Origin of the sequence: Pedobacter terrestris (genome assembly GCF_052343045.1) — a bacterium.
Classification (GTDB): domain Bacteria; phylum Bacteroidota; class Bacteroidia; order Sphingobacteriales; family Sphingobacteriaceae; genus Pedobacter.
In genome coordinates, this window is record NZ_CP180264.1 from 3473817 (window position 1) to 3499570 (window position 25754).

Genomic DNA, 25754 nt, shown 5'->3' on the forward strand with positions numbered 1-25754 from the left:
ACAATGAGCAAAATTGGAATAAACGGCTTTGGCCGTATCGGTAGACTTGTTTTTAGAGCTGCCTTAAAAAGAGGATTAGACATCGTAGCCATCAATGATTTAATTGAGCCAGACTACATGGCTTATATGTTGAAGTATGATACTGTCCACGGCCAGTTCGACGGTACGATCGAAGTTGTTGACGGTAACTTAGTTGTAAATGGCAAAACCATTCGTGTAACTGCAGAAAGAAATCCTGCGGATTTGAAATGGGATGCTGTTGGCGTTGAAGTTGTAATCGAATCAACTGGTTTATTCTTAACTCGTGTAGATGCGGAGAAACACCTTGCAGCTGGTGCTAAAAAAGTAGTATTCTCTGCTCCTGCTAAAGATGCAGACATCCCTACATACGTAATGGGTGTTAACCACGATAAATTAACTGCAGATCAGACAATCGTTTCTAATGCATCTTGTACTACAAACTGTTTAGCACCAATTGCTAAAGTATTAAACGATAACTTCGGCATTGTAGAAGGTTTAATGAGCACAATCCACGCGGTAACCGCTACACAAAAAACTGTAGATGGTCCTTCAGCTAAAGACTGGAGAGGTGGACGTGGTGGTTTCTCTAACATCATTCCTTCATCAACCGGTGCAGCTAAAGCTGTTGGTATGGTACTTCCAGAACTAAAAGGTAAATTAACTGGCATGTCATTCCGCGTTCCTGTTGCAGATGTTTCTGTAGTAGATTTAACTGCGCGTTTAGAAAAACCAGCTACTTATGAGCAAATTAAAGCCGCAATGAAAGCAGCTTCTTTAGAAGGTCCTTTAAAAGGTGTTCTTGCATATACTGAAGATGAGGTTGTTTCAACTGACTTTATTGGTAACGATCACGCTTCAATCTTTGATGCTGGCGCGGGTATCTCTTTAAATGATAACTTCGTTAAAGTTGTATCTTGGTACGATAATGAGTGGGGATATTCTTCTGCGCTTGCAAAATTCGTAGAATACTATGCAACACTTTAATGAATTTAATTAGCATTTAAGTTATTTTAACGAAAAGGCTCCAATATGGAGCCTTTTTTTTATGACAAAACATTTTTTCAGGAAGAAAACGAAACTAAATGACCAAAATTTAAGATATATAATATTTTATGTATTAATTTACTGTAAACACATGGTTAAATCATCAACATAAGGCATGTTTTCGAGTCTATTAACTGAAAAGAACACGTTTGGACACGATTTGAATATATTATATAATTTTTTGACAATATTTAACAATTAATGATGGATATTTTACCTTATATTTGTCACATTGACGGTTATAAGAAGCGACTTTTGAATTAACTGCAACAGTCAAAAAAAAATGACACAAAAAAGCAGGTTTTTTCTTAGTGTATTTTTTACACTATCGAAAGTTTTCCTATATTTGTATCATGATAGACAAACAAATGTTTATCACATTAAAAAGATAAATCATTTCCAATTAAACTTCGGTTTAAAGGAGATTAAAAACAAAGCCTGGCTCATAACAGGTTTATATTTGGTTAGAAAAAAGAGACATGTCTGGATGGAATGTCTCTTTTCTTATTTATGGCCAATTTTAATCTGAGTTGTACACCTAAAAATCGATTTTCCTAAATCTTCACCTTATCGGCGCGGTTGCGTATTCTGCTTAAGGTCTCTAATCTCATACCCAGGTAACTTGCAATACACCTTAACGGCACTCTGGCAAAAACGTGTGCATGGGTTTCCATAAAACGTTCGTAGCGGTTTTCTGCTGTCGGCAGGCGCGCAAGTATTGCACGCTCAGAAGCCTGATGATGTTGCATATTGAGAATTTTCCGCCCAATGATATTGGTTTCTGGATAAACATCATACAAATGATAGATCAATATTTGCGGAATAGCCACAAGTTTTGCATCCTCAAGTGATTGAATGTATTCGATAGATGGACTCGACAAATTATCGTAAGGATTTTGTATCGCGCTGATAAACTCGTTCCCAAGGCTAATCCATGTTGTGAGTTCTTTATCCTGATATTTTACGAAACCTCTGGCCAACCCTTTTGCCAGGAAAAAAACATTGCTATTGTACTCTAAAGGAGAGAGAATGTATTTGTTCTTTTTAATCTCGAGAAAGTGCGCGCCGCCTTCAATTTCCCTCACAAAACCATCAGAAAGCGTAGTGAGGTTTCTGAAATAAGATAAGACAGATTGGATCAGATGGTTTTTTTCGAGCTCAGACATAACATTAAGGGATAGCAAATACTCGATAAGTATAGCAAATACTACAGTATTATCAAAGAAAGTGCAAAAAAAATCGCTTCATATTAATTTATCGATACACTCAAAGCCGACATCAACGGTTTAAACAGTATGTAATCGCAATCAAATCATATTTAAAAATAACATTTGGGCCTGCGGCTTTTTTTTGTTACCAAATAATAACCCACTGATATTTCATGCGACCCATATTCATAGTTGCCAAGTTTATTCAAACTATAATCATACGCATAACCTACACGCAAATTCTGCCGTACAAACAACTCTGTAATTAAACCCAAAGCTGCACGTTGCCTTAAATCGCTCTGCAACTGAGGTTTTGGATACAGTTTTACCGATGTTCTGTAGGCTGCACCAATCCAAAAACGCTCTTTGAATAATAAAAAGGCATTCAAATCTAAAGATGTTGGCCCGCTTAAATCATCTTTAATCAAAAACGTTGGCCGGAATACACAGTCATAATTTAGCGGCAATGCCCAACCAGACGATAAATAAAAATGTGGCTGCACTTTATAACTTAACGAACTGTAAGAATCGAATACGGAAAGCGATCGCGAAAGCAAATTATCGGCAGAAAAACCGATAAAAAATTTTTCGTTAGAATAGTGTACACCAGCACGTATATCTGGACTAATCTGGCTCACTGCACCTGTCGGGATTCTTGCATCACCCTGATCAATCGGATCGAGTAAATTTCCGTTTGTCCCAACCTGAATTGCGCCAATACCTAAACCGAATGCCAGAATATTGGTTTCAGTTCGGTCTAATTTAATCCGGTACGCCATATTCAAAGAAGTATTTAAACTACTCTGTGCACCAATTTTATCTTTAGTCATAATTACACCTATGCCAAGGCTTTCGTCATTAACTGCTTCATCGGCAGAAATAGAAAGTGTTTGTGGCGCACCTTTTACGCCTGTCCACTGCGAGCGTACAAAGGCCTGCATGTACAATTCTTCTTTATATCCCGTATAACCGGGATTGATATACATACCATTGAAAACATATTGCGCAAACTGTGCATTTTGCTGCGCGAAACAACAGATATACAACAGAGAAAACAATGCAGTAAAACATACTTTTTTGGAGCGTGTATGATTTTTTAACATTACCTAATAATTGTGATGTAGCCCTTATACTCCAGCCAATCTCCTGAACCATTACGGACTTTAACGATATAGAAATAAGTACCATCGCTTAATCCGTTGGCAGTCCAGTCATTCAGATATTTATTAGACTGATAAACTGTACTGCCCCAGCGGTTAATGATGGTCAATTGATTTTGATCAAATGCATCGAGGTTTTCAATATGAAATGTGTCGTTCTTGCCGTCCCCATTTGGCGTAAACACATTTGGCACATGTAAACCAGCAATTTCTTTTTGATCTGTAGAGGTATTGTTTTTTAAATTTGGATCGTATTCATGTGCAGAAACAGTTGCTGTATTGCTAACCATTCCCGCTTGTTTGCTGCGTACACGGATAACCAATTCGGCGAACTCCGCATTGCGTAAAGATTCAATATCCCATTTTATGGTTCTGGTAGCAGGATCATAAAGTGCTAGTCCCATTGTTGGTTCAGCCAGACTTTCAAACTGCAGGTTCTCTGGCAGAATATCTAAAATATGAACAAGGGAGGCATCATCAACTCCATTATTGCGCACATCCAAATAATATTCAAAAACCTGGTTACTGTAAACCTGACGCTGTTCAGACCGTTTGGTTATTGCAACATCCGCAGAAAGCCTGCTCTGTACAACCACTTCAATTTCATCTGATAAATCGGAAGTACATCCTCCAGCATTAATTGAAGCTACTTTATAAATCCCGGCTGTAGCCGTAATAAGCGATTGTTTATTCTGGTTTGGCACCAAAATTCCGTCTTTGTACCAAATATACGAACTTGCACCTGCCGAGTTGGCACGCAGAACCACAGACGATCCTTTCGTAACCGTTACTAGCTGGCGTGCATTGGAGGCACTTTGCCCATAACTTTTGGCGATAAAAAACCAAAGGAATGGCAAAAACAAGAAGGTCCGAAACCTACTGCTCATATATTAATACTACCGGATTTTATTAGATTAAAATGTTACTGCGCCTGCCGTACCTGTAATTTCCGCTGGTGTAATGGTTGGTTTTGATGGTTTTGCTGAAACAGTTACGTTGTGATCTACAGTTTGCGGGCAATATTTATTTCCATTGATCACATATCCAACTTTTAATCTGTAGGTTTTAGTACCTACTGCAGGAGCAGCTGGCGTATAATCTTTTCCGTTTTCTCCTGCAATGGCAGTTTCACTTCCGCCGCTAACTGTATACCATTGGTAAGCCAGAGTGGTAATAGTTGGATCTTCAGGATTTGTAACTGAACCTTTTTGCGTTTGTGGGCTCTCCACACAAAAATCTGCCGCAGTAAAATTGACTACTAAAGGTTTCAATACATAAACCGGAATTTCTTGCATATCGGATTCACAGGCACCTGCTGTTGTGGCTTTAGAACTCAGATAGTAATAACCGGTTTTTAAATCTGCGGCTAGAATTTTTATTCCGCCGGATAAGGTTACCGGCGTAGATGCCATTGTGGTAGAGGTTGCGCTATAACGTACAATCCATTGCTGACCTGTAGCTGGTGCCGGGAGTATTAAATCGGCATCTTGGCAAAATAAATTTGTGCCTGCGGCCGCGGGCGATACCTGTGCATTTGCATGCAAGAAACTACAAAAAAGAATTAATGTAGCCACTACGAGAGTTTTTGTGATGATACGTGTCATGGGGACTGGATTTAAAATTGTTTCTATATTTTTTGTTTAATTAATATTGTGAACTGGTATTGAGCAGCACATGCGGCGCTGCCGGTTTTTGAACAATGTGTATTGTAAAAGGCATGGTGCGTGAGCAGCCATTTGCATTTTTGATCGTCAACATTCCGGAGTAACTCCCCGCAGCAATATTGGCGGGTAAAGTGAATGGAATATTTCCTGCCGGAAGTGTTGCATTTGTAATTGAACTAAAGTTTACATCTGCCCAGGTGATGCTATAACTTATCGGATTGTTAACTGCATTAGAATAGGTTAATGCGCTCATATTAAACCCTGAACAGATTTCTGGTACAGTGCCCAAAGCAAGATCGGGCAGCGCATTTACCTGAACAGGAAAAGCAACAGAATTGGCGCAAGTTGTAGCAGTTGCATTAATGGTATACAAAATTGAAATAGTTCCTGTGGCTTTTCCGGTAACCAAACCAGTGGCATCAACCGTTGCGATACCAGCATCTGAAGACGTCCAATAACCGCCAGAAACGGTATTCGATAATGCAATGCTTTCGCCAACACAAACCTGCCCTGCGCCAGAAGTAATACCAATTGTTGCGTACGGCTTAACCAAAACCTTTAAAGGTTGCCGTGCTGCACTTACGCAACCGGTAGTTTGGTTCACAGATTCTACATAGTAGGTTTTATCTGCGTTTAAAACTGCTGTAGTATATGTATTGCCGGTAAACAAAAGATTGCCACCAGTTAATGCATCGTACCATAAATAAGAAATTCCGCTTTGCGGATTATTTACAGACAACTGCGCGGCAGTTCCGGCACAGGTACTGGCATCTGTTACCGATACCGTGGGCAAAGGATTGATATTTAAAATTATTTTTACCCTTTCAGAAACGGACGACAGGCAATTGTCTCGCCGAGATTCAACATAATAAATATGCTGACCAACACTCAACTCGCCCGGATCATAACTTGGTCCGGTATAAACTGGAGTTGTTGCGTTCAAACTGGTGTACCAGTTGTAGGTTGTACAAGATTGCTGGTTGGCAACAGATAAAATATTGGGCTTGCCAAAGCAAATCTCTTTAATATCGGTTGCTTCCCCATTTATTAATGGTTGTGGCTTTGGAAGTACTTTAGTTACATTATAAATATGCATCTCGGTACCTACCGCAAGCAAACCTCCCCATGAAATTTTAACGCGATCGAAAGATGCAGCTACCGGGAAAGAAATTTCAAATTTTGTTGCAGAACCTGCCACTGGCTTAACAGTGACATTTGTAGTACCAAACGCACCTCCTACAGCGGTATTTTCGAGATAAGGTTGTATGGTAAAACCACTAAGCAAGTTGAGGCCTCCGCCTCCATCGTAAACAATTTTTACAGAATCCAAGGGTTGCGACGCTTTGGCGAAAATTGCAGTTAAAAATACTTCGTTTATGGCTTGCAACCCTGTATTTAAAGTAGCGTAAGTCGCATATGTTGGATCTGCATCTATCGCTGCGTATGAATTTGTAACCGCAGCTGTAGAGTTAAGTAAGTTTGCTCCGTTTACGCCTGTTAGCACATCAATTCCTTTATCGCAATCCAAATTAACCGTTGTAGTTTCTGTAGTATAGGCAGCAAAAACTCTCGTAGAAATACCAAGCGCAGCAAGTGGCGTAGCACTAAGTCGCACATATACACCATTATATGGCGCAGCAGAAGTAACATCCAGTTCTATAGCGCCATCGCCACTTAACAATCCGGCAATCGGTCCATTATATGTTGCGCTACGTGTGGCTGTTTTCGCAGTTGTATTCAGATTGATAAACGTACCAACTTCTACTGTCCCGCTTACGCCAACAAAGGCTGCGGGAAGAGAAATTTTTAATTTGGTGATTTTATTTCCAGCAACCGAAATTTTGCTTGCGTGTGATCCGTCATTAGTAAATTCCAAATACTGAATTACCTCTGAACTTCCGATAAGTGTATTTGCAGAAAGTGTAGAATATGATGAAGGGTCTGTATCGGCAGCATTTATATCATCCACAACCTTTCCGGGCGTAGCCAAAAGACCTGCAGACGTGCCTGCCCAGGTTTGAAAATTGGCATATAGGCGCGATGTATTCGTACATGTTTGCGCGTACAAATGACCACCCAGGGAAAAAAAACATCCGAATAGAAATAGACAAAAAAACCTCTTCAATTTGTTTGGGAGAGCACAACTTAGGGGTTTATTTGTGATCTTACGTAAAAAAGAAGTGCTTGGATTTTAGGTGCGTTCATTTTATTCATTTTTTTTTAAATGAATGACAACACGCTAACAATAATGGCGATAAGTTATCTGTTTTTTAGAATGGTAACGCCTAATGGAGGTAGATTTACAGTTATAGAATAGCGTTGCTGGTTGTACCCATCATTTTCAGCCAAGACATCTACCGCATTAATACAGCCGCTGCCAAAAAATTCAGGCGCATCCGTATTAAAGATTTCTTTCCATTTTCCGTCAAATGGAACGCCAATCCGATAGTTGTTGCGTAACACAGGAGTAAAATTTAACGCAATAATTAGAGTATCTTTAGCTTTTGGGCCTTTACGCATATATACGAAAACAGATTCATCGGCATTGTCTGCATCCAGCCACTCAAATCCTTCATAACTAAAATTGAAATGGTAAAGTGCTGGTTCTTTCCGCAATAAGAAATTTAAAGCTTTTACAGTTTCTTGCATGCCTTTATGTGGCGCATACTGCAGCAGATGCCAATCTAGGGATTGCGTAAAATTCCATTCATTTGTTGCGCCAAATTCATTTCCCATAAAAAGCAGTTTAGCACCAGGATGGGTAAACATGTACGCGTAAAGCGCGCGAAGGTTTGCAAACTTTTGCCATTCATCGCCTGGCATTTTATAAATCATTGGTGATTTGCCATGCACAACTTCATCATGAGAAAATGGAAGCATAAAATTTTCCGTAAATGCGTAAGTCATACTGAAACTAAGCAGGTTTTGATGGTGTTTTCTTCCTAAAGGGTCTATTCTGAAATATTTTTCCGTATCGTTCATCCATCCCATCATCCATTTCATTCCGAAACCCAAACCACCAGCATGCACCGGATGTGTTACGCCATGATAGGTGCTGCTTTCTTCGGCAATGGTGTGAACGCCTTCAAAATTTCCGTACACTGCTACGTTTAAATCCTGAAGAAACTGAATGGCACCAAGGTTTTCACTTCCGCCATACTCATTTGTTGCTGCATCTTTATCTTTTCGCGAGAAGTTAAAATAAAGCATCGAAGCAACAGCATCTACACGTAATCCGTCTGCATGGTATTGATCCAGCCAAAAAATAGCGTTACTGATTAAAAATGACCGTACTTCATTCCGGTCGTAATTAAAAATATACGATTTCCAATCGGGATGAAAACCTTTCCTCATATCTGCGTGCTCGTAAAGATGTGTACCATCAAATTCATACAAACCATGTCTGTCGCCCGGAAAATGTGATGGCACCCAATCTAAAATTACGGCAATGCTGGCTTTGTGCAGTTCATCAATTAAAAACATAAGATCTTCTGGCGATCCATATCTGGAACTTGCAGCGAAATAACCTGTAATCTGATATCCCCAACTCGGGAAAAAAGGAAATTCCATCACGGGCATCAATTCTACATGGGTAAATCCCATTTCTTGTACATACGGAATAAGTGTTTTGGCTACTTCTTTCGCGGCAAGCACACGTTCCGGATCTGCGGGATCACGCTGCCATGAACCCAGATGAATTTCATATACGGAAATGGGTTGATCCAGCGCATTAATCTGCGTACGGGTATTTAGCCATTTTTTATCTTTCCATTTGTAATCGGTTTCCCAGACGATTGAGGCAGTTTGAGGCGGGTGTTCCCAACGGCGCGCGTAAGGATCGCCTTTTTGATGTACAGAACCATCAAAACCCACAACAGAATATTTGTAAACCTCGCCCTTTGCCAAGCCTGGAATAAAGCCTTCCCAAATGCCAGATTTGTCTGGTCTTTTATATAAATGATGTGAAGATGCATCCCAGTTATTGAAGTTTGCAACAACACTAACCTGATGCGCATTTGGCGCCCAAACCGAAAAATAAACCCCTTTTACCTGATCAACTTCAAGAATATGCGAACCCATTTTTTCATACAAACGAAAATGCTTGCCTACAGAAAACAGATCAATATCATATTCAGTAAATAAACTGTGTACCCAAACCGATTGGCTCTGGTTTGTTTTGTTGCTGCTGATTTTTTTGGATGAAGGGACTTTCTTAGGTGTTGGCATGTAGTTTTGGTTAGATATATTTAACCCCAAGTACTAAACAGTATTTGGGGTTAAAAGATTTAGAGACTTAAAATTAAAATCTCAGAAAAAGTTTTGGTGCATTTAAAATGCAGGCAATTGTGTTCATCAGTTGTAAAATCTGCGATCTCGCGACCATCTACCACCACCTTTTTTACCTGAAATGCAACACCATTCACATTACAATTGTAAAGTTCATAATTTGGTGTATACATCCCTTCGCTCACCTGACTAATTTTTATGGAAGTGCTATCTCCTTTTACAACAAATTTTTTCTCCAGATAAATTTCCTGCTCGTAAGCGAAAGTATCTCCGTGGTCTTCGTACATAAACGAATTGACTTCGTAATCGCTGTTGTAAATATTCAGAACCACTTCTGTAATTGATTTTTCATCAACATACTGCATCACCGGATATTGCGGGATAACAGAACCTGCACGAACAAAAATCGGCATGCTGTCAATTTTGGCTTCAACAGTATATTCATTTTCACCATCCAGCATTTCATTTGTCCAGTAGTTGTACCATTTTCCTTTCGGGAGATAAACCCTGCGTGAAATGGCACCTTGTTCTAAAACCGGGCAAATCAATAATTTATCGCCATAGGTAAATTCATCCTGACGGAAATGATTGCTTAGGTTTTCTTGCTCCAGCATGACCAAAGGCCGCAAAATTGGAAAACCATAACGGTGATGTTCCCAAAATACAGAATAGAAATATGGCAAAAGACGATACCTCAGCTCTATGAATTTGCGGTTGATATCTTCGAAAAATGTTCCGAAACTCCAGGGTTCTCTTTCGGCTGTATCTCCTGCAGAATGCGCACGCATAAAAGGTGAAAATGTACCCAATTGAATCCATCGGGTAAATAATTCGCCATCTGGCTCACCGCTAAAACCGCCAATGTCGGTTCCGCAGAATGGAACACCAGAAACCGATAAACGCTGACATTGGATATTGCCAATTTTTAAGTGTTCCCAAGTGGCAATATTATCGCCAGTCCACACGCTTGCAAAACGTTGCATTCCTGCATAGCCGGCACGGGTAATGGTAAACGGTCTTTTATTGCGCATCAGCTTTTTCAAACCTTCGTAGGTAGAACGTACCATCTGCATACCGTACACATTGTGTGCCTTGCGGTGAGAACCGCGAAATCCGTCATAATTGTGGCGTACATCATTTGGGAAAGTTCCAGAACCAAATACAGCAGGTTCATTCATATCGTTCCAGAATCCTGCAACGCCCATATCTACCAGTTCTTTGTACAAATTGCCCCACCAGGTACGTACTTTAGGATTGGTAAAATCTGGAAACTGGCATCGTCCGGGCCATACATGCCCTTCCATATAATAATCATCACTTCTTCGGCAGAAAAAGCGTTTCTCTTTTCCTTCTTTAAATACCCAATAATCGTCGTCTACTTTAATTCCGGGATCAATCATTACAACGGTTTTGAAACCATCGTCAGCAAGTTCGCGGATCATCCGTCTCGGATCTGGAAAATATTTTTTGTTCCAGGTAAAGCAACGGTAACCGTCCATATAATCGATATCGAGATAAATCGCGTCACAAGGGATTTTTCTTTCGCGAAACTGTCGTGCAATTTCTTTCACTTTAGTTTCAGGATAATAACTCCATCTGCATTGCTGATAACCTAAAGTCCATTTTGGAGGCATTGGATGCGTACCCGTTAAACTGGCATAGCGTTTTACTACATCCATCATATGCGGACCGTGGATATAGTAATATTGCAATTCTCCACCATCTGCCCAGAAACTGGTTTTCCCTACATCTTCGCCGCCAAAATCAAAATAAGACTTGAAGGTATTGTCAAAAAATATCCCGTATGCGGCATTGTTGTGTAGCCCGATATAGAAAGGAATGGTGCGATATAATGGATCTTGATTCCAGCCGAAAGAATAGGCATCAGTATTCCAATTTACAAACCGGCGACCGCGTAAGTTAAAATTGCCAGATTTATCGCCTAAGCCAAAGAAATTTTCTTCAGGGTGGCATTTTTTTGTGGCATAAATATAATATCCGCCAAAATCTACATTTTCTTCCCAATGCATTGAGTTGGCTTCATCAACCATCAACAGATTGGTTACATTGTCATGAAAAGAAATGTGAAATGTGGCTTTATCAATTTTACAGGTTACCGAGTTGGTAGATATGGAATAGGTTTCTTCCTGTTCAGTCATTTTAAAAACGGAAACCTTTTGATCTACTTCGGGAACGGCATATGAAAATTCATCGAGAAAAACTCCATGTGGAGCCAGACGAACGCGAATAATTTCATCGCTTACCACTCTAATTTCAACCCGTGCATCTCCATCGGAAAAATAAAACCGGTTGCCCTCCTTTTTTACCCTTTTTACAGTACCGAGGTATTGTTTTACAATGGGTTTTACCGAAATATCTACCGGATTGTTTAAATGTTGTATTTCTTGTTCCTTTTCGATCAGGTCTTTTGTATCGTCAGGCGTATCGTTTTGCGCTTCCATCCTTAAGTGTTCAAAATCTTAACAGCTTTTTATAAATGTTGAGGTCAATTAGAAAGCACTATATTACAAATATTTTATAAAAGGAGATAAATTAAATCATAAAAAAGCCCAGCTGCGTTTTAAGGCAACCGGGTAAGTTTTTGAGCAAAAACACTTACGGATTGAAGGTAAAAGCCAGGTAGTAAATGGCGCCTGCTGCCGGGTTTCCGTAAGATGTGATGTAATATTTGTTGAGCACATTTGATCCGCCTAGTTTTACCACTGACATTACTGAAGGGATTCTTAAACTTACTTGTGCATCTAATGAGCTATACGCCGGAACATTGCCTGCAGCGAATGATGAATTCCAGTAAAAGCTGTCTTGCCAACGGTAAGCAATGTTAAATCCAAAATTTTTGATAATTTCTTTATTGCCCAAACCCAAATTATACCGCACTTTTGGTGTATTAAAGTCGTTAATGTAGTTTGCGGGCAAATCGCCAATTTGATTGTAAGACACATTGCCGGAAACGTTATATTTCCCAATCAGATAATCTAAACCTAAAGCAGCACCATAAGAGGTAACTTTACCTTCTGCATTAACCGGCACGCCATATTTAACAAAACTTCCGTTTACATCCTGATATACATTTACGGCAGTGATAAAATCGCGGTATTCGTTGTAATAGGCATAGGCATCAATCAAAAATTTTGGACCCAGCAGGCCTTTGTAACCAATTTCGTATGCTTTAACGCTTTCCGGACGAACGCCTCTGGCATCAAAAGTATATTTTTGCAGCAATGCGGCGTTTGGTGCACCAGCGATTACTGAGGCCACGTAAGCACGATAACTGCTTTCTGTAAATCCTTTCTGTGCTTCAACATTTAGATTGTATTTGGTTAAAAACTCTGGCAAACCACCAATTAGTCGTTGCACACCACCACCAACAGAAAGATCTATATATTGGTTTTGCGTGGTTGGATTGCGGTAACCGGTTTGAAAAGACAGGCGGATATTGTTGTTTGGCGCAACGGTAAATACACCAGTTACACGCGGTGTAAACCGACCCTCAAAATTGGTACTTTTATCGTATCGCCCCGCCACAGTCAACTTGAAGATCTGGCCAAATTTCCGTCCCAATTGTGCAAATGCACCATATTCATTAATGTTAATTTCGCGATTCAAATCATCAAAAATAGTTCCGCCAGAGCGCAGCTGGTAAAGTCTGGATGATGCGCCAACCTGCAACTCTACCGCATTATTTAATAGGTTAGTAAAATTGTACATCCCTTCATAATGATACAAATTGGTTCGATCGTCAAACTTCGCTCCATAAATCCCTTTTGAAGGATCTGTAGCACTAATGGTGGTATTCTGAATTTGTTGTTTTAACGATTCAAAGGCTGGTGTTCCGGGTTGTGCGCGCCCAGCATCGGCCGCAGCTCTGGCTGCTGCATGTGCTGCGGCATCTCCAGCACCTTGAGAACGGGCTGCAGAATAAGCCAATGTATAAGTTGGAAACCATTGTCCTGCTGTTGGAGATGATTTTTCATTTATATAGCTACCTAAAATGGAAGCGATGTAAGAATCTCCGGAACGTTCTTGTGTCGTGTATGCACGCAAAAAGAAATCTTGTCCTTTTATTTCAGCTTTGTATTGGCCGATATTAAAATTGCGAAGAGAATACCGGTCTGATCCGGTATAAACAGAAGTTCCTGTGCCCCAGTTGGCCTGCAAAGTTGCCTGAATGGTAGAAGTAATATTGTAATATAATGCTCCGGATGCTTTCATGGATTTTGTATCATAATCGACAAGGTCTGATTCATTGTAGCCTGTGCGCGATACGGTTTGACTTGGTGTGGTTTGTTTATTAAGGCTATACATTACGCCTAAATAAGGTAAAGCTGGCCGTAACGCGGCGTAAGTCGCGTTGGAGCTTACCATAGAAACAATTTGAGGATAGGTTAATCCTGCATTTATAAAATTATTAAATGCGGCAAAGCCGGCTGGCGAAGATGCCTGAAAAGCTGCCTGGACAGCGCGTGCCGCGCCAAGTAAATTGGAATTCACCTCATCGCCGTAAACATTTACGCCGTCATATCCAGGATCTGAATTGCGATCGCCGGCTTTTGGACTGTTGGAAATCCGATCGAAATTGGAATAATTTCCGGCAAACCAGTCTTTGGCCTGCAGATAAGAAAACGCTGCTTTCGCACCAAATTTATTGTTCCAGGATTTCGCCACGCGAACATCAAGTTGATTAAATTGTTGTACACTGCTGTTGTCATCATTCACGTGGTTAACGCCCGTTTTGTACTGAAAACTTGCACCCGGATAACGAAACGGATCTTTAGAAGTCATCAGTAAAGTTCCGTTGATGCCACCTGCGCCATACAATGCAGAAGATGCACCAGGCAAAAGCTCTACATTATCAACATCAAGCTCAGTAATGCCGACAATATTGCCAACAGAGAAATTAAGTCCCGGTGCCTGATTGTCCATTCCATCAATATATTGGTTAAAACGGGTATTTCCATTAGAATTAAATCCACGCGTATTGATGGATTTAAACGTTAAGCTCTGCATACTGCTTTCTACGCCTTTCATATTGTTTAGCGCATCATAAAATGAAGGCGCTGCAATTTCGCGTATAGAAGCAGCACTCATGCGTTCTATAGAAACCGGAGATTCTAGTATGCGTTCTGGTGTACGTGATGCGGAAACTACAACATCGCCACCCAAAACAACTTCTGGTTGCATTTCAATATTAATACTTTCACTTTTAGAACTTAACTGGCGCTCTTGTTTGGCATAACCCACGTAAGAAAACTGTAGTGTAAGTGGAAAGGTTGCAGCAGTACTCAACGTAAATTTACCCTGTGCATCACTCGTGGTGCCTCCACTTTTTCCTTTAATTAAAATCGTAACACCGGTTAAGGGTTCTTTAGTTTGACTATCTGTAACAGTTCCCTGGATAATGTTTGTTTGTGACTTGGCAACTGCAATATGCAGCGCAGCGAAAATCAACATCAAATAAAAGATGCGTGAACCCTTCCTGCTCATAAGTTAGTTGATTGGTTATTTGGTTAGCGATTAATTAGTTATATAAACTTAATTTGTTTTTCTGAATTAAACAAATTTGTGTTACGCAATAAGTATAAATCAATTTTGTAATTTTGACCGCCATTTAGTTTATCGTACTTTGCATATTTAATAACAATATCTTAACAATTTGATGTTGAACTTTTAGCTACCTACAATGAATAAAATCAAAGCGCTTTTCTGCATAATTATACCTATAGCTATTGCTTTTCTTTTTAATACCAAACTTGGCGATACACCACCTTTGTTAAAATTTCTAAATCCTTTCCGCGGTTTTTGGCAAAACGCCGAGAACAACCATTTTATTTTTAACCACAAAGTGAAGATTAAAGGTGCGAAAGATAAAATTGAAATTGTATTTGATGACCGCATGATTCCGCACATATTTGCGCAGAACGATTACGATTTGTATCTGGCACAAGGTTATGTTACGGCCATGCACAGACTGTGGCAGATGGATTTCCAGACGCGCTTTGCAGCCGGAAGAATTAGTGAAGTAGTAGGTAAAAAAGCTATAGAAGTAGACCGTTATCAGCGCAGAATGGGAATGGTATATGGTGCAGAAAAATCATTGGAAGGCATGATGGCCGATCCGCAATCTCGGGAAATGATCCAGGCGTATACCGATGGAATTAACGCATACATCAAAACGCTTTCTCCTGCCAGTTATCCTCTAGAATATAAAATTCTGGATTTTAAACCTGAAAATTGGACACCAATAAAATGTGCGCTGCTGCTTAAACAAATGTCTGCAGTTTTGGCAATGGGTTCTGATGAATTTTATATGACGAATATTCTAAAAAAATTCGGCCCGGAAATTACCAAAAACCTTTTCCCCGATTATCCTTTCCGCGAAGATCCAATTATTCCGGTAGGTACAAAATGGGATTTTAATCCATTGAAAATTCCGGCAACGCCACAGAGTTTTACAGATGCTACTACCGGAACCGTACAAACAAAAGAAAAAGAAGAAGGCATTGGCAGCAACAACTGGGCACTTTCTGGAAGTAAAACCGCTTCAGGTTACCCAATTCTGGCGAATGACCCACACCTTGATCTTACTTTGCCATCCATTTGGTACCAGATTCAGCTACACGCGCCGGGCATAAATGCTTACGGTGTATCTTTACCGGGCGCACCTGGTATTGTAGTGGGTTTTAACAATAAAATTGCCTGGGGCGTAACCAATGTTGCTGCAGATGTGTTGGATTTTTATCAGATCAGATTTAAAGACTCTACACATAACAATTACTGGTACAAAGGCAAGTGGAATGCAACCGTTAAGCGGAATGAAGAAATTAAAATCCGTGGCGATAAATCAGAAATAGACACTGTTGTTTATACGCACCACGGTCCGGTTGTATACTTTCAAAAACCCAAATACTCCAGAGCTGGAAATGTACCTGTGGGCGACGCTTTGCGCTGGATTGCACATGAAAAATCAAACGAACTAAAAACCTTTTACCTGTTAAACCGCGGAGAAAATTACAATGATTACCGCAAAGCTTTAAGTTTTTATACTGCACCCGCACAGAACTTTGCTTTTGCAAGTGTAGACAATGATATCGCCATTACACCAAATGGGAAATTCCCTTTGAAATGGAAAAACCAAGGAAAATTTATTCTTGACGGTACCGATCCGGCTTACGATTGGCAAGGATGGATTCCAAACAACCAGAATCCTACGGTAAAAAATCCGCCAAGAGGATTTGTAAGTTCTGCAAATCAATCTTCAACAGATCCAAGTTATCCGTATTACATCAATTGGGAATTTTCTCCTTATGAGCGTGGTAAACGGATCAATAATCGTTTAAGTGCAATGAATAAGGCCACTGCAGATAGCATTCGCTTAATGCAAACGGACAACTACAGTATTTTGGCGCAAAATGTATTGCCTGCACTTTTACCATTGTTAGATCCGGAGCAACTTAATGCTACTCAAAAAGAAGCCATGTCTATCACGGCAAAGTGGAACAAACGTTATGATGCCGGTGAAATTGCGGCCAGTATTTTTGAAATCTGGACAAAACGACTAAGCTTTGATATCTGGGACGACGAGTTTACCGTTAAAGGTATCCCAATGCGCTATCCTTCTAGAGACAGAACGGTAGAGATGATTTTGAAAGAACCCAATGCGCCCTGGTATGACAACATCAATACCAATAAAAAAGAAACCCTTACCGATTTGGTAAATGAAGCGTTCAAATTTAGCTGCGATAGTCTGGAACGCCGTTTCGGGCCAATCAATAAAGAATGGGCCTGGGCAAATGTAAAACAAAGCAACGTACCACATTTGGCAAAAATACCTGGTTTCGGATCTAAAATACTGATGATTGGTGGCGCGAAAAGTACAATAAATGCTTTGGGCGAAACCAATGGCCCATCATGGCGAATGGTGATTGAACTGGGCAAAACACCTAAAGGACATGGCGTTTATCCGGGTGGACAATCCGGAAACCCTGGAAGCAAGTTTTACGATAACATGCTGGATACCTGGGTAAACGGACAGCTTTACGATTTGTTTTTCATGCAAAACCCTACCGATACATCTGGAAAAATTATCTCTCGTTTAAAAATTTCAAAATAACCAAAATGGTATTCATCGCAATATTAATTATCTGTTTTCTGCTCCAAATGATTGCACCTTGGTGGGTAATCATTGTTATCTCTTTCGCTACATGCGGCATCATTAGTAAAAGTGGGAAAATTGCCTTTTGGCATTCTTTTTTAGCCATCGCCTTATTGTGGATTGGATATGCCTTATTTAAAAGTTTGCCGAATGATAACGTTCTTGCCGGCAGAGTTGCCGTAATGACGGGTATAAAACTGTGGTGGGCTTTACTTATTGTTAGTGGAATATTGGCTGGTTTGGCAGCTGGCATTAGTGGTTTTTGTGGATATCATTTCAGAATGGCCATGCTGCGCAAAAAAACTGACGAAAAAATAGCATAAGCCTTCGTACTTTTGAGCCGTGAATATAAATAGCGAAGAAATATTTTCCATACCCAATGCACAGCAGTTTGAACAGATTACCTTAAAAATTTTCAAACATCAGGCTGCAAATTGCCAGGTATATAAAGATTACATTTATCATTTGGGCGTTAACCCAGATCGCATATCTACAATAAAACAAATTCCTTTTCTTCCAATTGGCTTTTTTAAATCCCATAGTGTACTCAGCAATCAGAATCCTGTAGAAATTACCTTCAGCAGTTCTGGCACAACCGGAATGATTCAAAGCAGCCATCATGTTACAGATGTGCAGCTTTATGAGCAAAGTTATCTTAAAGCATTTGAACAGTTTTACGGAAAAGTAGATGAATATTGTTTTTTAGCTTTGTTGCCTTCCTATCAACAACGTGCAGGTTCTTCTCTTATTTACATGGTGAATGACTTAATCCAGAAAAGCAATCATCCAAAAAGCGGTTACTTCCTTTACAACCATGATGAACTGTTGGAGACATTGATGGAACTTAAAGCAAGCGGACAGCCTACAGTATTAATTGGCGTAACTTACGCCTTACTGGATTTTATTGAAAAATTTGATATCGATTTTCCTGACCTAATTGTGATGGAAACTGGCGGAATGAAAGGCAGACGGAAAGAAATGGTTAGAGAAGAGTTGCACAGCGTACTTACTCGAGGCTTTGGCATCTCCGCTATTCACAGCGAATATGGAATGACCGAATTACTTTCTCAAGCCTATTCTTTAGGCGAAGGTTTGTTTCAATGCCCGGCTTGGATGCGCGTTTTGATTCGCGATACCAATGATCCACTTTCATTAATTGACGAAGGAAAAACCGGAGGAATAAACGTCATTGATTTAGCCAATATCCACTCTTGCAGTTTTATTGCAACTCAAGATCTGGGCCGTATGGATGTGGAAGGTAATTTTGAGGTTCTGGGCAGATTTGACAATGCCGACATCAGAGGTTGCAATCTGCTGGTTCAATAAACCATATTAACTAGCTTTCTGCGCACATTGCGCACAAATTCCTCTTGCAATTAAATTCAGTCTCTCTACTTTAAAACCTTCCGGAACATGAGGTTGCGGAATCTGTACATTATCCAGGCAGTAAATTTTATGGCAGTTTTCGCAGTCGAAATGAACATGTTCATCCTGATGTTTGTGTTCTGTACAACCGTGAGAACAAATGGCATAATTCGCGGTTCCGTGACTATCGAGCACCTTATGGATAATGCCTTTTTCTTCAAAAGCCTGCAATACGCGATATAAAGTAACCCGATCTGCATCTTTTCCCATTACCTGTTCCAAATAAGGTTGAGAAGTCGCAGAATCACGGCCATTTAAAATTTCCAGCACCTGCAAACGTGCAGCTGTACGCTTCAATCCATTTTTAACCAATAGTTCTTCAAATCGCTCTGTGTTGTTTTCCATAACTTTGCAAAAATACGCATTTATATACTGATTTTGGCATTTTTGATGGTGATTGGGGGTGCGTAACTCGCATCTTTACTTTCCAGTTTCAATATACCTTTTACTTGTATGGGCTTATCGCTGTAAGCAATGGGACTGTCCATCTCCACCATAATCATTACCGGAACACCATTCTGCCCACAAAAAAAGCATTGATTAATTGGCAATGTGGCCAGCAAAAATTTTTGTTGTTTTTGCCCGCTTTTTATCGGGATAAGATAACCTTTAAGTTCGAAAGGTTTGTTTTCAAATCTTTTGATCAATTCAGAAAACATCGGGATCAGCTGGTTCTTTTCTGTAAGTTCAAACTGCACCGAGCCGATAATGTCCCAATTTAGCGACCTGAGCTGATCATTTGGATTGTGTTTTTGCGTTTGAGCAAAGCCCTGAAACCGCAAAAATATGAGCAAAAAAACGGCAAACAATTTCATAATTGTATCGCATTAAGTAAGAAAAATTCAGAGCGCCCATCGCCAGATTCGTTTATGATAAATTTCCCGCGGATGCGGATAGGTTTATCTGTCCAGTTAACAGCCTTTTGTGTTTTAACTTCCACCATTGATGGGATATCGCCCGAACCACAAAATGGACAAGATTCTATCGGCACAATAGACAACATAAACTGCGAAAAACTATTGCCTACTTTTATAGGAATAATGTAGCCCGGAAGCTCTATTGTTTGGTTATTTAATGTTCTGAGTTCTGCAGGAAAGATTACCTTCCAAACCAAAGGCTTTATTTGTTTTTCTTGTCGCAAAGCGATAAGACTCCAATTTGCCGTACGTAAATCTGTATGTACTTGCGGTTGCGCCTTTAGGTTGAAATAAGAAAGAGAAAAAATAAGGGAAACGATTGCCGCTAAGAGTAATTTATTCATGAGTCAGTTTTGCATTAAGCAGGAAAAATTCGCTGCGGTCATCGCCAGAAGCATTGATCTGAAAAATGCCTGTAATTTTAATTGGTCTTTCCGTTATGGCTACAGGTTTGGCCATCTTTACTTCAATCATCGATGGAATATCTCCAGAACCGCAATACGGACAAGATGCAATTGGTACAATAGAAAGCAAAAACTGCGAAAATTTTTCCCCCACCTTTGTCGGTATCATATATCCCGGCAGGGTAATTTGCTTTTTGTTCAATGCTTTCAGCTTTGCCGGAAACACACTTCCCCATTTTCCGGGAGAAAGTTCTGCATCGTAACGTAAACCAATTACATTCCACGTGGGCGTACGCAAATCGGTGTGAACAATTTGTGAAAAACTACAATGCATACTCAATATAAACAGAACGCCTAAAATTATCTTTTTCATGCTAATTGTCTTTATTTAAAGTTTTCGCTATATCTACATGATAACTTTGAAACGCCGGAATAAGCGATGAAATTACACCAATGGTAATTCCTGAAATTAATAGATAAATTTCACCAATATCAAAATGTAGCCCGCTTAATCTGGCCTGAGAGGAATCTTGATAAAATCCAATAAGGGAAAGTGAAAAATGCCCGATACACAAGCCAACAAGTGTACCGATAAAAGTGACCAGAATACCTTCTATCAAAACCATTATAAACAGTTTACTTTTAGAAGCACCCAAACAACGCATTACGGCCAAATCGTACTTTCGTTCTTTCATAGCATTAAACAGACTAACAAAAATACTGAAGCAGGAAATGGCCATAATTAATACAGCGAACCATTTGAGTGTATTGATGCCAACGCCAATAAGTGAGAATAAACGGGCACTTTCCATAGCAGGCGATGCGGCTTGCATGCCAGTACTTTTATTTACCATTCTTGGAAATAAAATAACCGACATTGGTGAACGGTACTGAATTAACAATGAAGTAATTTCCCGATCTGTAATCTCTTTATGTTCTTCACTGTCTGCGTGATGATGGTGTACATCGCTTTCGCCCTTTTCGTGCATTTTATATACACTGCCAATATTGGTTAAAACCAAATTATCGGTTACATTTCCCTGCAGTTTTAAAATTCCGCTTACGCGGTATGCGTGTTGTTTGTGTATATCATCGCCACCGGTTAAACCATGTGCACCGAAAAATGTATCGCCAATTTTAAGTCCGGATTCTGCGGCCACAGTATTGCCGAGCGTAACTTCCAGATCTTTTTTCCAGAAACTGCCTTGATTGATTTTCAGTCCGTACAAATGAATAAAGGAAGTATCGGTACCAACAATTCTAAATCCATTGTAATTATCACCTAAAGCCAGCGGAACAGCACGTTTCACCATCGGGTTGCGCATAATTTTTTCGGCTTCTGCAACCGGAATATTTCCTGTAGGAAAATCTATATGGTAAATACTGCTTAAAATGAGCTGCAACGGACTTCCTTTTGCACCAACAACCAAATCAATATCTTTTGCATTTGATTCTAATTTGCCAGAAATCTGGATTGAACCCAATAACAACATTGATAAAATTCCCACACCAAAGGAAACCAACAATACATTTAAGCAAGTAGCAAGTTTGTTTTTTGATAAGTTTTTGATACAAATTTCAAATAGCGTGCTCATAAAGTATATGTGTTGGCAATAAATGGAGAAATGCGGGTATCATGCGTAGCAATAAGCAATGCGGCGCCATTGTTTTTAGCTTGCGTAGTGAGCATATTTACAACGTGACGGGCGTTGGTATCATCCAAACTGGAAGTTGGTTCATCAGCAATTAATACATCTGGCCGGTTCACCAATGCACGCGCAACAGAAACCCGCTGCAATTGCCCCTGACTAAGCGCAGCTGGGTATTTTGAAGATTCGTCGCGGATTGCTAAGGCATCAAGCAAGCTCAGGTTATGTGCATGATCATTTGGCAATCCGGCCATTAAAGCGGCGAGTTCCAGGTTCTCCAATACATTTAAAGATCGGATGAGATGCGGCCGCTGAAAAACAATTCCAATATGCGCACCTCTAAACTGATCTCTTTTACGCGCAGGTAATGAATATAAATCAGTTCCATCTAGGTTTACGGTACCTTGAGTTGGCGACAATAAGCCTGAAACGATGTTTAAAAGCGTGCTTTTTCCACTTCCTGATGCACCAAGCAACAACCAATGCTCCATATCGGCAATTTCCCAATCGGCGAAATCAATTTGCCTTTTGCTGTCATAACGATGTGTTAAAGATTTTATCTTAATCATTAGCCAAACGTGTTTTTGATGTGTTTACTGTTTTTGGTGCCAAATGTTTTATGGCGTATTGCCTGTACAGTTCAATTCCGTCATCGGTACTGTGTTTACAAGACGGTGCAAGCATTGAAACGCAGGCCAACGTGGTGGTAAATAAAATTTTGTGTAGTTTATTCATGTTATGCCAGATTAATGTTTGTGTTTAATGACGCAGGTATTTAGAAGTTTAAGGTTTACAAAATGTGCGGCGGCGATGATAACACCACCCAAAGGAATTAGTATCGGTTCTAAAGAATCTATGCCCAGAAAATGCCCGAAACCGATGAAAGAAAATCCGATAACAAGCAAAAATACCGGCAGTATTTTTTGATGGTCTTTCCGATACGCGCGTCCTAAACTCCAAATACCAAGCAATAATGACAGTACAATCATCCCAATTTCTACTGCTTCATTGGCTAGAAATTCAAGACCCCATAGCGGTAACATGGTAAGCACAAATGGCAAAGCAGCGCAGTGAATTGCACAAAGTGTTGACGCTGTGATCCCTATCCTATCCAAATTTATTTTCCTCATTGCTAATTTCATATCTATAATATTAAGTGCACAAATATAAAAGCAATATTGTTGCATTTGTGAATTTTAAAAATATATTTGCAACATAATTGCATTAACATGATAAAGAAATTACCCGTAACCGTCTTAAGTGGTTTTTTGGGAAGTGGAAAAACCACGCTGCTAAATGCCATACTGGCGAATAAGAACGACCTAAAAGTTGCAGTGATTGTAAACGATATGAGTGAAATCAATATCGATGCTGCTTTGGTTAAAAGTCAGAACAGTTTGTCAAAAACGGATGAAAAACTGGTAGAAATGAGCAATGGCTGCATTTGTTGTACACTGCGCGAAGATTTAATGATAGAAGTAGAAAAGCTGGCTATGGAAAACAGGTTTGATTACCTGTTGATAGAAAGCACTGGTATTTCTGAACCGATTCCGGTTGCACAGACGTTCAGTTTTAAAGATGAACAATCTGGAATAGACCTTAGTCGGTTTAGCTACATTGATACGATGGTTACTGTTGTAGATGCGTATAACTTTTATAAGGATTTTGGTTCTGCAGACCACCTTATACAGCGCAATCTGGTAGAAGACGAGACCGATCGCCGTACGGTTGTGAATTTGCTTACCGATCAGATCGAATTTGCAGATGTTATTCTGCTCAATAAAACAGATTTAGTCAGTGAGCTAGATTTAAACGTACTTTCTTCCTTAGTTCGCAAACTTAATCCTGGTGCGAAGATTTACAATAGCCAGTTTGGAAGTATCGCCCCGGAAAAAATTTTAAACACTAAACTTTTTAATTTTGAAAATGCTTCTGAAGGTGCAGGTTGGAAAAAAGAACTGGAAGAAACGCACACGCCAGAAACAGAAGAATATGGTATCAGATCTACGGTATTCCGTTCCAAAAAGCCTTTTCATCCGCAAAGATTTTGGGATTACCTAAATCAATATTTCCCGCCTAACATTATCCGTTCTAAAGGAATTTTTTATCTGGCCGCAATTCCAGATCAGGCCATTAATTTTTCACAGGCCGGAGGCTCATTAAGAATTGATCCTGCTGGTGTTTGGTGGGCAAGTATGGATTTTGATGAGCGTGAATCTTATACCGATTACCTGGAAAACCGCGCAGAGATCCATGAAAATTGGGACGATGACTTTGGCGACCGTATAAATGAATTGGTGTTTATAGGTCAGGAAATGGACAACGAGGATTTGCAGAATGCTTTACAAGAGTGCCTTTTATCTGATACAGAAATCAAATTGTTTAAAACCGGTTTCGTTTTCAGTAATCCTTTTAAAAAAGTAATTTTCTAAAACAAAAACGGCCCGAAAAAACGGGCCGTTTATTTTAATATCATAAAAACTACTCTGCGATAAGTAGGAAGTAATTTTTCTTGCCTTTTTGTACCACAACGAACTGATTGTTGATTAAGTTTTCACTATTAAAGATCTGCGCAGTATCTGTGACTTTCTCTTTGTTAATAGAAACTCCTCCACCTTGAATCAGCTTTTTAGTTTCGCCTTTTGAAGGAAATACGTTGGCTTTTTCTACCAATAATGTTGCTACGTCAATTCCAGCAGATAGCTCTGATTTGGAAATTTTAAACTGCGGAATACCTTCAAACATTTCCAAAACCTGTACGGCAGATAAACTTTTAAGAAATTCTAAAGTACCATTTCCAAAAAGGAATTCGGAAGTTTTGATTGCTGTTTCTAAAGCTTCAACAGAATGCGTTTTAATTGTAATGTCTTCTGCTAATGCTTTTTGTAAAATACGTAAATGCGGTGCAGCTTCGTGCTCAATTTCTAAAGCTTCTATTTCTGTTTTAGTCTTTAACGTAAAAATTCTGATCCACTTTTTAACATCATCATCAGATGCATTCAACCAAAACTGGTAGTATTTATATGGAGACGTTTTCTCCGGATCTAGCCAGACCGCGCCACTTTCGGTTTTACCAAATTTGGTTCCATCTGCCTTTTTAATCAATTGCGTAGTAATCGCATAAGCCGTACCAGCATCTTTTCTTCTAATCAACTCTGTTCCGGTAACAATGTTGCCCCATTGATCAGAACCGCCCATTTGAACCAGGCAGTTGCGGTTTTTCCACAGGTAATAAAAATCGTACCCCTGGATAAGCTGATAACAAAACTCGGTAAAAGAAAGTCCGGAATCTCCTTCCAAACGTCTTTTAACACTGTCTTTTGCCATCATATAATTTACCGTAATGTGTTTACCAACATCGCGAATAAAAGTAAAAAGATTCATTTCTTTAAACCAATCGGCATTGTTCACCATCACTGCGCCATTACCGGCATCCTCAAATTTTAAGAATTTAGCCAGCTGAACTTTCATGCCATTCAGGTTATGCTCAACCATTTCTGGTGTTTGAAGATTGCGCTCATCAGACTTACCTGATGGATCGCCTACCATTCCTGTTGCACCACCAACCAAAGCAAAAGGTTTATGGCCTGCATTCTGGAAATGGATCAAAGTCATAATCTGCGTTAAATGGCCTACATGCAGTGAATCTGCGGTTGGGTCAAAACCAATATAACCAGAGGTCATACCTTCGTTTAACTTCTCCTCCGTATTCGGCATAATGTCATGTAGCATACCGCGCCACCTTAACTCTTCAACAAAATTGGTCATTATTATTTTTGATTATTTGTGCGCAAAGATAAAA

General features: G+C 39.7%; 22 protein-coding genes. 5 read left to right on the top strand and 17 right to left on the bottom strand.

The window, feature by feature from the left end; genetic code table 11:
• The first annotated feature begins 3 nt into the window (after positions 1–3).
• Positions 4–1005, top strand: a complete 1002-nt coding sequence (gene gap, locus ACJVDH_RS14705) for a type I glyceraldehyde-3-phosphate dehydrogenase (RefSeq protein WP_443944158.1) — start codon at positions 4–6, stop codon at positions 1003–1005.
• 614 nt (positions 1006–1619) lie between these two features.
• Here gap and ACJVDH_RS14710 read toward each other — a convergent pair.
• The 8 genes from ACJVDH_RS14710 to ACJVDH_RS14745 all read right to left on the bottom strand — a co-directional run bounded on the left by ACJVDH_RS14710 (position 1620) and on the right by ACJVDH_RS14745 (position 14889).
• The gene (locus ACJVDH_RS14710; protein ID WP_443944159.1) at positions 1620–2231 is read right to left on the bottom strand and encodes a Crp/Fnr family transcriptional regulator; all 612 of its coding nucleotides are present in this window, start codon (positions 2229–2231) and stop codon (positions 1620–1622) included.
• Between the two features lie 152 nt (positions 2232–2383).
• Positions 2384–3376, bottom strand: coding sequence for a PorP/SprF family type IX secretion system membrane protein (locus tag ACJVDH_RS14715; protein WP_443944160.1), 993 nt, complete (start codon positions 3374–3376; stop codon positions 2384–2386).
• Positions 3376–4320 (bottom strand): gliding motility-associated C-terminal domain-containing protein, encoded by a 945-nt coding sequence (locus tag ACJVDH_RS14720; RefSeq protein WP_443944161.1) that lies wholly within the window; start codon positions 4318–4320, stop codon positions 3376–3378. The genes ACJVDH_RS14715 and ACJVDH_RS14720 overlap by 1 nt, the downstream gene beginning before the upstream one ends.
• 27 nt (positions 4321–4347) lie before the next feature.
• A complete protein-coding gene (locus ACJVDH_RS14725) occupies positions 4348–5037 on the bottom strand; it encodes a hypothetical protein (protein ID WP_443944162.1) in 690 nt (229 codons plus the stop codon).
• 40 nt (positions 5038–5077) lie between these two features.
• Entirely contained in the window at positions 5078–7165 is a 2088-nt protein-coding gene (locus ACJVDH_RS14730; protein WP_443944163.1) for an Ig-like domain-containing protein, read from the bottom strand.
• Between the two features lie 191 nt (positions 7166–7356).
• Positions 7357–9324, bottom strand: a complete 1968-nt coding sequence (glgB, locus tag ACJVDH_RS14735) for a 1,4-alpha-glucan branching protein GlgB (RefSeq protein ID WP_443944164.1) — start codon at positions 9322–9324, stop codon at positions 7357–7359.
• Between the two features lie 59 nt (positions 9325–9383).
• The gene (locus tag ACJVDH_RS14740; protein ID WP_443944165.1) at positions 9384–11846 is read right to left on the bottom strand and encodes a glycoside hydrolase family 31 protein; all 2463 of its coding nucleotides are present in this window, start codon (positions 11844–11846) and stop codon (positions 9384–9386) included.
• 154 nt (positions 11847–12000) lie between these two features.
• Positions 12001–14889, bottom strand: a complete 2889-nt coding sequence (locus tag ACJVDH_RS14745) for a TonB-dependent receptor (protein ID WP_443944166.1) — start codon at positions 14887–14889, stop codon at positions 12001–12003.
• A 196-nt stretch (positions 14890–15085) separates the two neighbouring features.
• On the opposite strand from ACJVDH_RS14745, the gene ACJVDH_RS14750 reads away from it, so the two are divergent.
• From ACJVDH_RS14750 to ACJVDH_RS14760, 3 genes are read left to right on the top strand one after another with little or no spacing between them, the layout of a single operon-like run.
• Positions 15086–17515: a penicillin acylase family protein gene (locus tag ACJVDH_RS14750; protein ID WP_443944167.1), complete on the top strand. Its 2430-nt coding sequence runs from the start codon at positions 15086–15088 to the stop codon at positions 17513–17515.
• Between the two features lie 5 nt (positions 17516–17520).
• Entirely contained in the window at positions 17521–17880 is a 360-nt protein-coding gene (locus tag ACJVDH_RS14755; protein WP_443944168.1) for a hypothetical protein, read from the top strand.
• A gap of 19 nt (positions 17881–17899) precedes the next feature.
• Entirely contained in the window at positions 17900–18883 is a 984-nt protein-coding gene (locus ACJVDH_RS14760) for a LuxE/PaaK family acyltransferase (RefSeq protein ID WP_443944169.1), read from the top strand.
• Positions 18884–18889: 6 nt separating this feature from the next.
• Here ACJVDH_RS14760 and ACJVDH_RS14765 read toward each other — a convergent pair whose 3' ends face one another.
• Genes ACJVDH_RS14765 through ACJVDH_RS14800 form a run of 8 tightly spaced genes read right to left on the bottom strand, consistent with a single transcriptional unit; the run spans position 18890 to position 23094 of the window.
• Entirely contained in the window at positions 18890–19327 is a 438-nt protein-coding gene (locus tag ACJVDH_RS14765; RefSeq protein ID WP_443944170.1) for a Fur family transcriptional regulator, read from the bottom strand.
• Between the two features lie 20 nt (positions 19328–19347).
• On the bottom strand, positions 19348–19797 hold the full coding sequence (locus ACJVDH_RS14770; protein WP_443944171.1) for a hypothetical protein: 450 nt from the start codon (positions 19795–19797) through the stop codon (positions 19348–19350).
• Entirely contained in the window at positions 19794–20243 is a 450-nt protein-coding gene (locus ACJVDH_RS14775; RefSeq protein WP_443944172.1) for a hypothetical protein, read from the bottom strand. The genes ACJVDH_RS14770 and ACJVDH_RS14775 overlap by 4 nt, the downstream gene beginning before the upstream one ends.
• Entirely contained in the window at positions 20236–20676 is a 441-nt protein-coding gene (locus ACJVDH_RS14780; protein WP_443944173.1) for a hypothetical protein, read from the bottom strand. The genes ACJVDH_RS14775 and ACJVDH_RS14780 overlap by 8 nt, the downstream gene beginning before the upstream one ends.
• 1 nt (position 20677) lies before the next feature.
• Positions 20678–21898 (bottom strand): ABC transporter permease, encoded by a 1221-nt coding sequence (locus ACJVDH_RS14785; protein ID WP_443944174.1) that lies wholly within the window; start codon positions 21896–21898, stop codon positions 20678–20680.
• On the bottom strand, positions 21895–22521 hold the full coding sequence (locus ACJVDH_RS14790; protein ID WP_443944175.1) for an ABC transporter ATP-binding protein: 627 nt from the start codon (positions 22519–22521) through the stop codon (positions 21895–21897). Before ACJVDH_RS14790 ends, ACJVDH_RS14785 begins: the two co-directional genes overlap by 4 nt.
• Positions 22514–22687, bottom strand: a complete 174-nt coding sequence (locus tag ACJVDH_RS14795) for a hypothetical protein (protein WP_443944176.1) — start codon at positions 22685–22687, stop codon at positions 22514–22516. The genes ACJVDH_RS14790 and ACJVDH_RS14795 overlap by 8 nt, the downstream gene beginning before the upstream one ends.
• 11 nt (positions 22688–22698) lie before the next feature.
• Positions 22699–23094, bottom strand: a complete 396-nt coding sequence (locus ACJVDH_RS14800) for a MerC domain-containing protein (protein ID WP_443944177.1) — start codon at positions 23092–23094, stop codon at positions 22699–22701.
• Between the two features lie 87 nt (positions 23095–23181).
• On the opposite strand from ACJVDH_RS14800, the gene ACJVDH_RS14805 reads away from it, so the two are divergent.
• Positions 23182–24384, top strand: a complete 1203-nt coding sequence (locus tag ACJVDH_RS14805; protein ID WP_443944178.1) for a GTP-binding protein — start codon at positions 23182–23184, stop codon at positions 24382–24384.
• A gap of 49 nt (positions 24385–24433) precedes the next feature.
• Here the strand turns inward: ACJVDH_RS14805 and tyrS are convergent, their stop codons facing one another.
• Positions 24434–25720: a tyrosine--tRNA ligase gene (gene tyrS / locus ACJVDH_RS14810; RefSeq protein ID WP_443944179.1), complete on the bottom strand. Its 1287-nt coding sequence runs from the start codon at positions 25718–25720 to the stop codon at positions 24434–24436.
• Between the last annotated feature and the right edge of the window lie 34 nt (positions 25721–25754).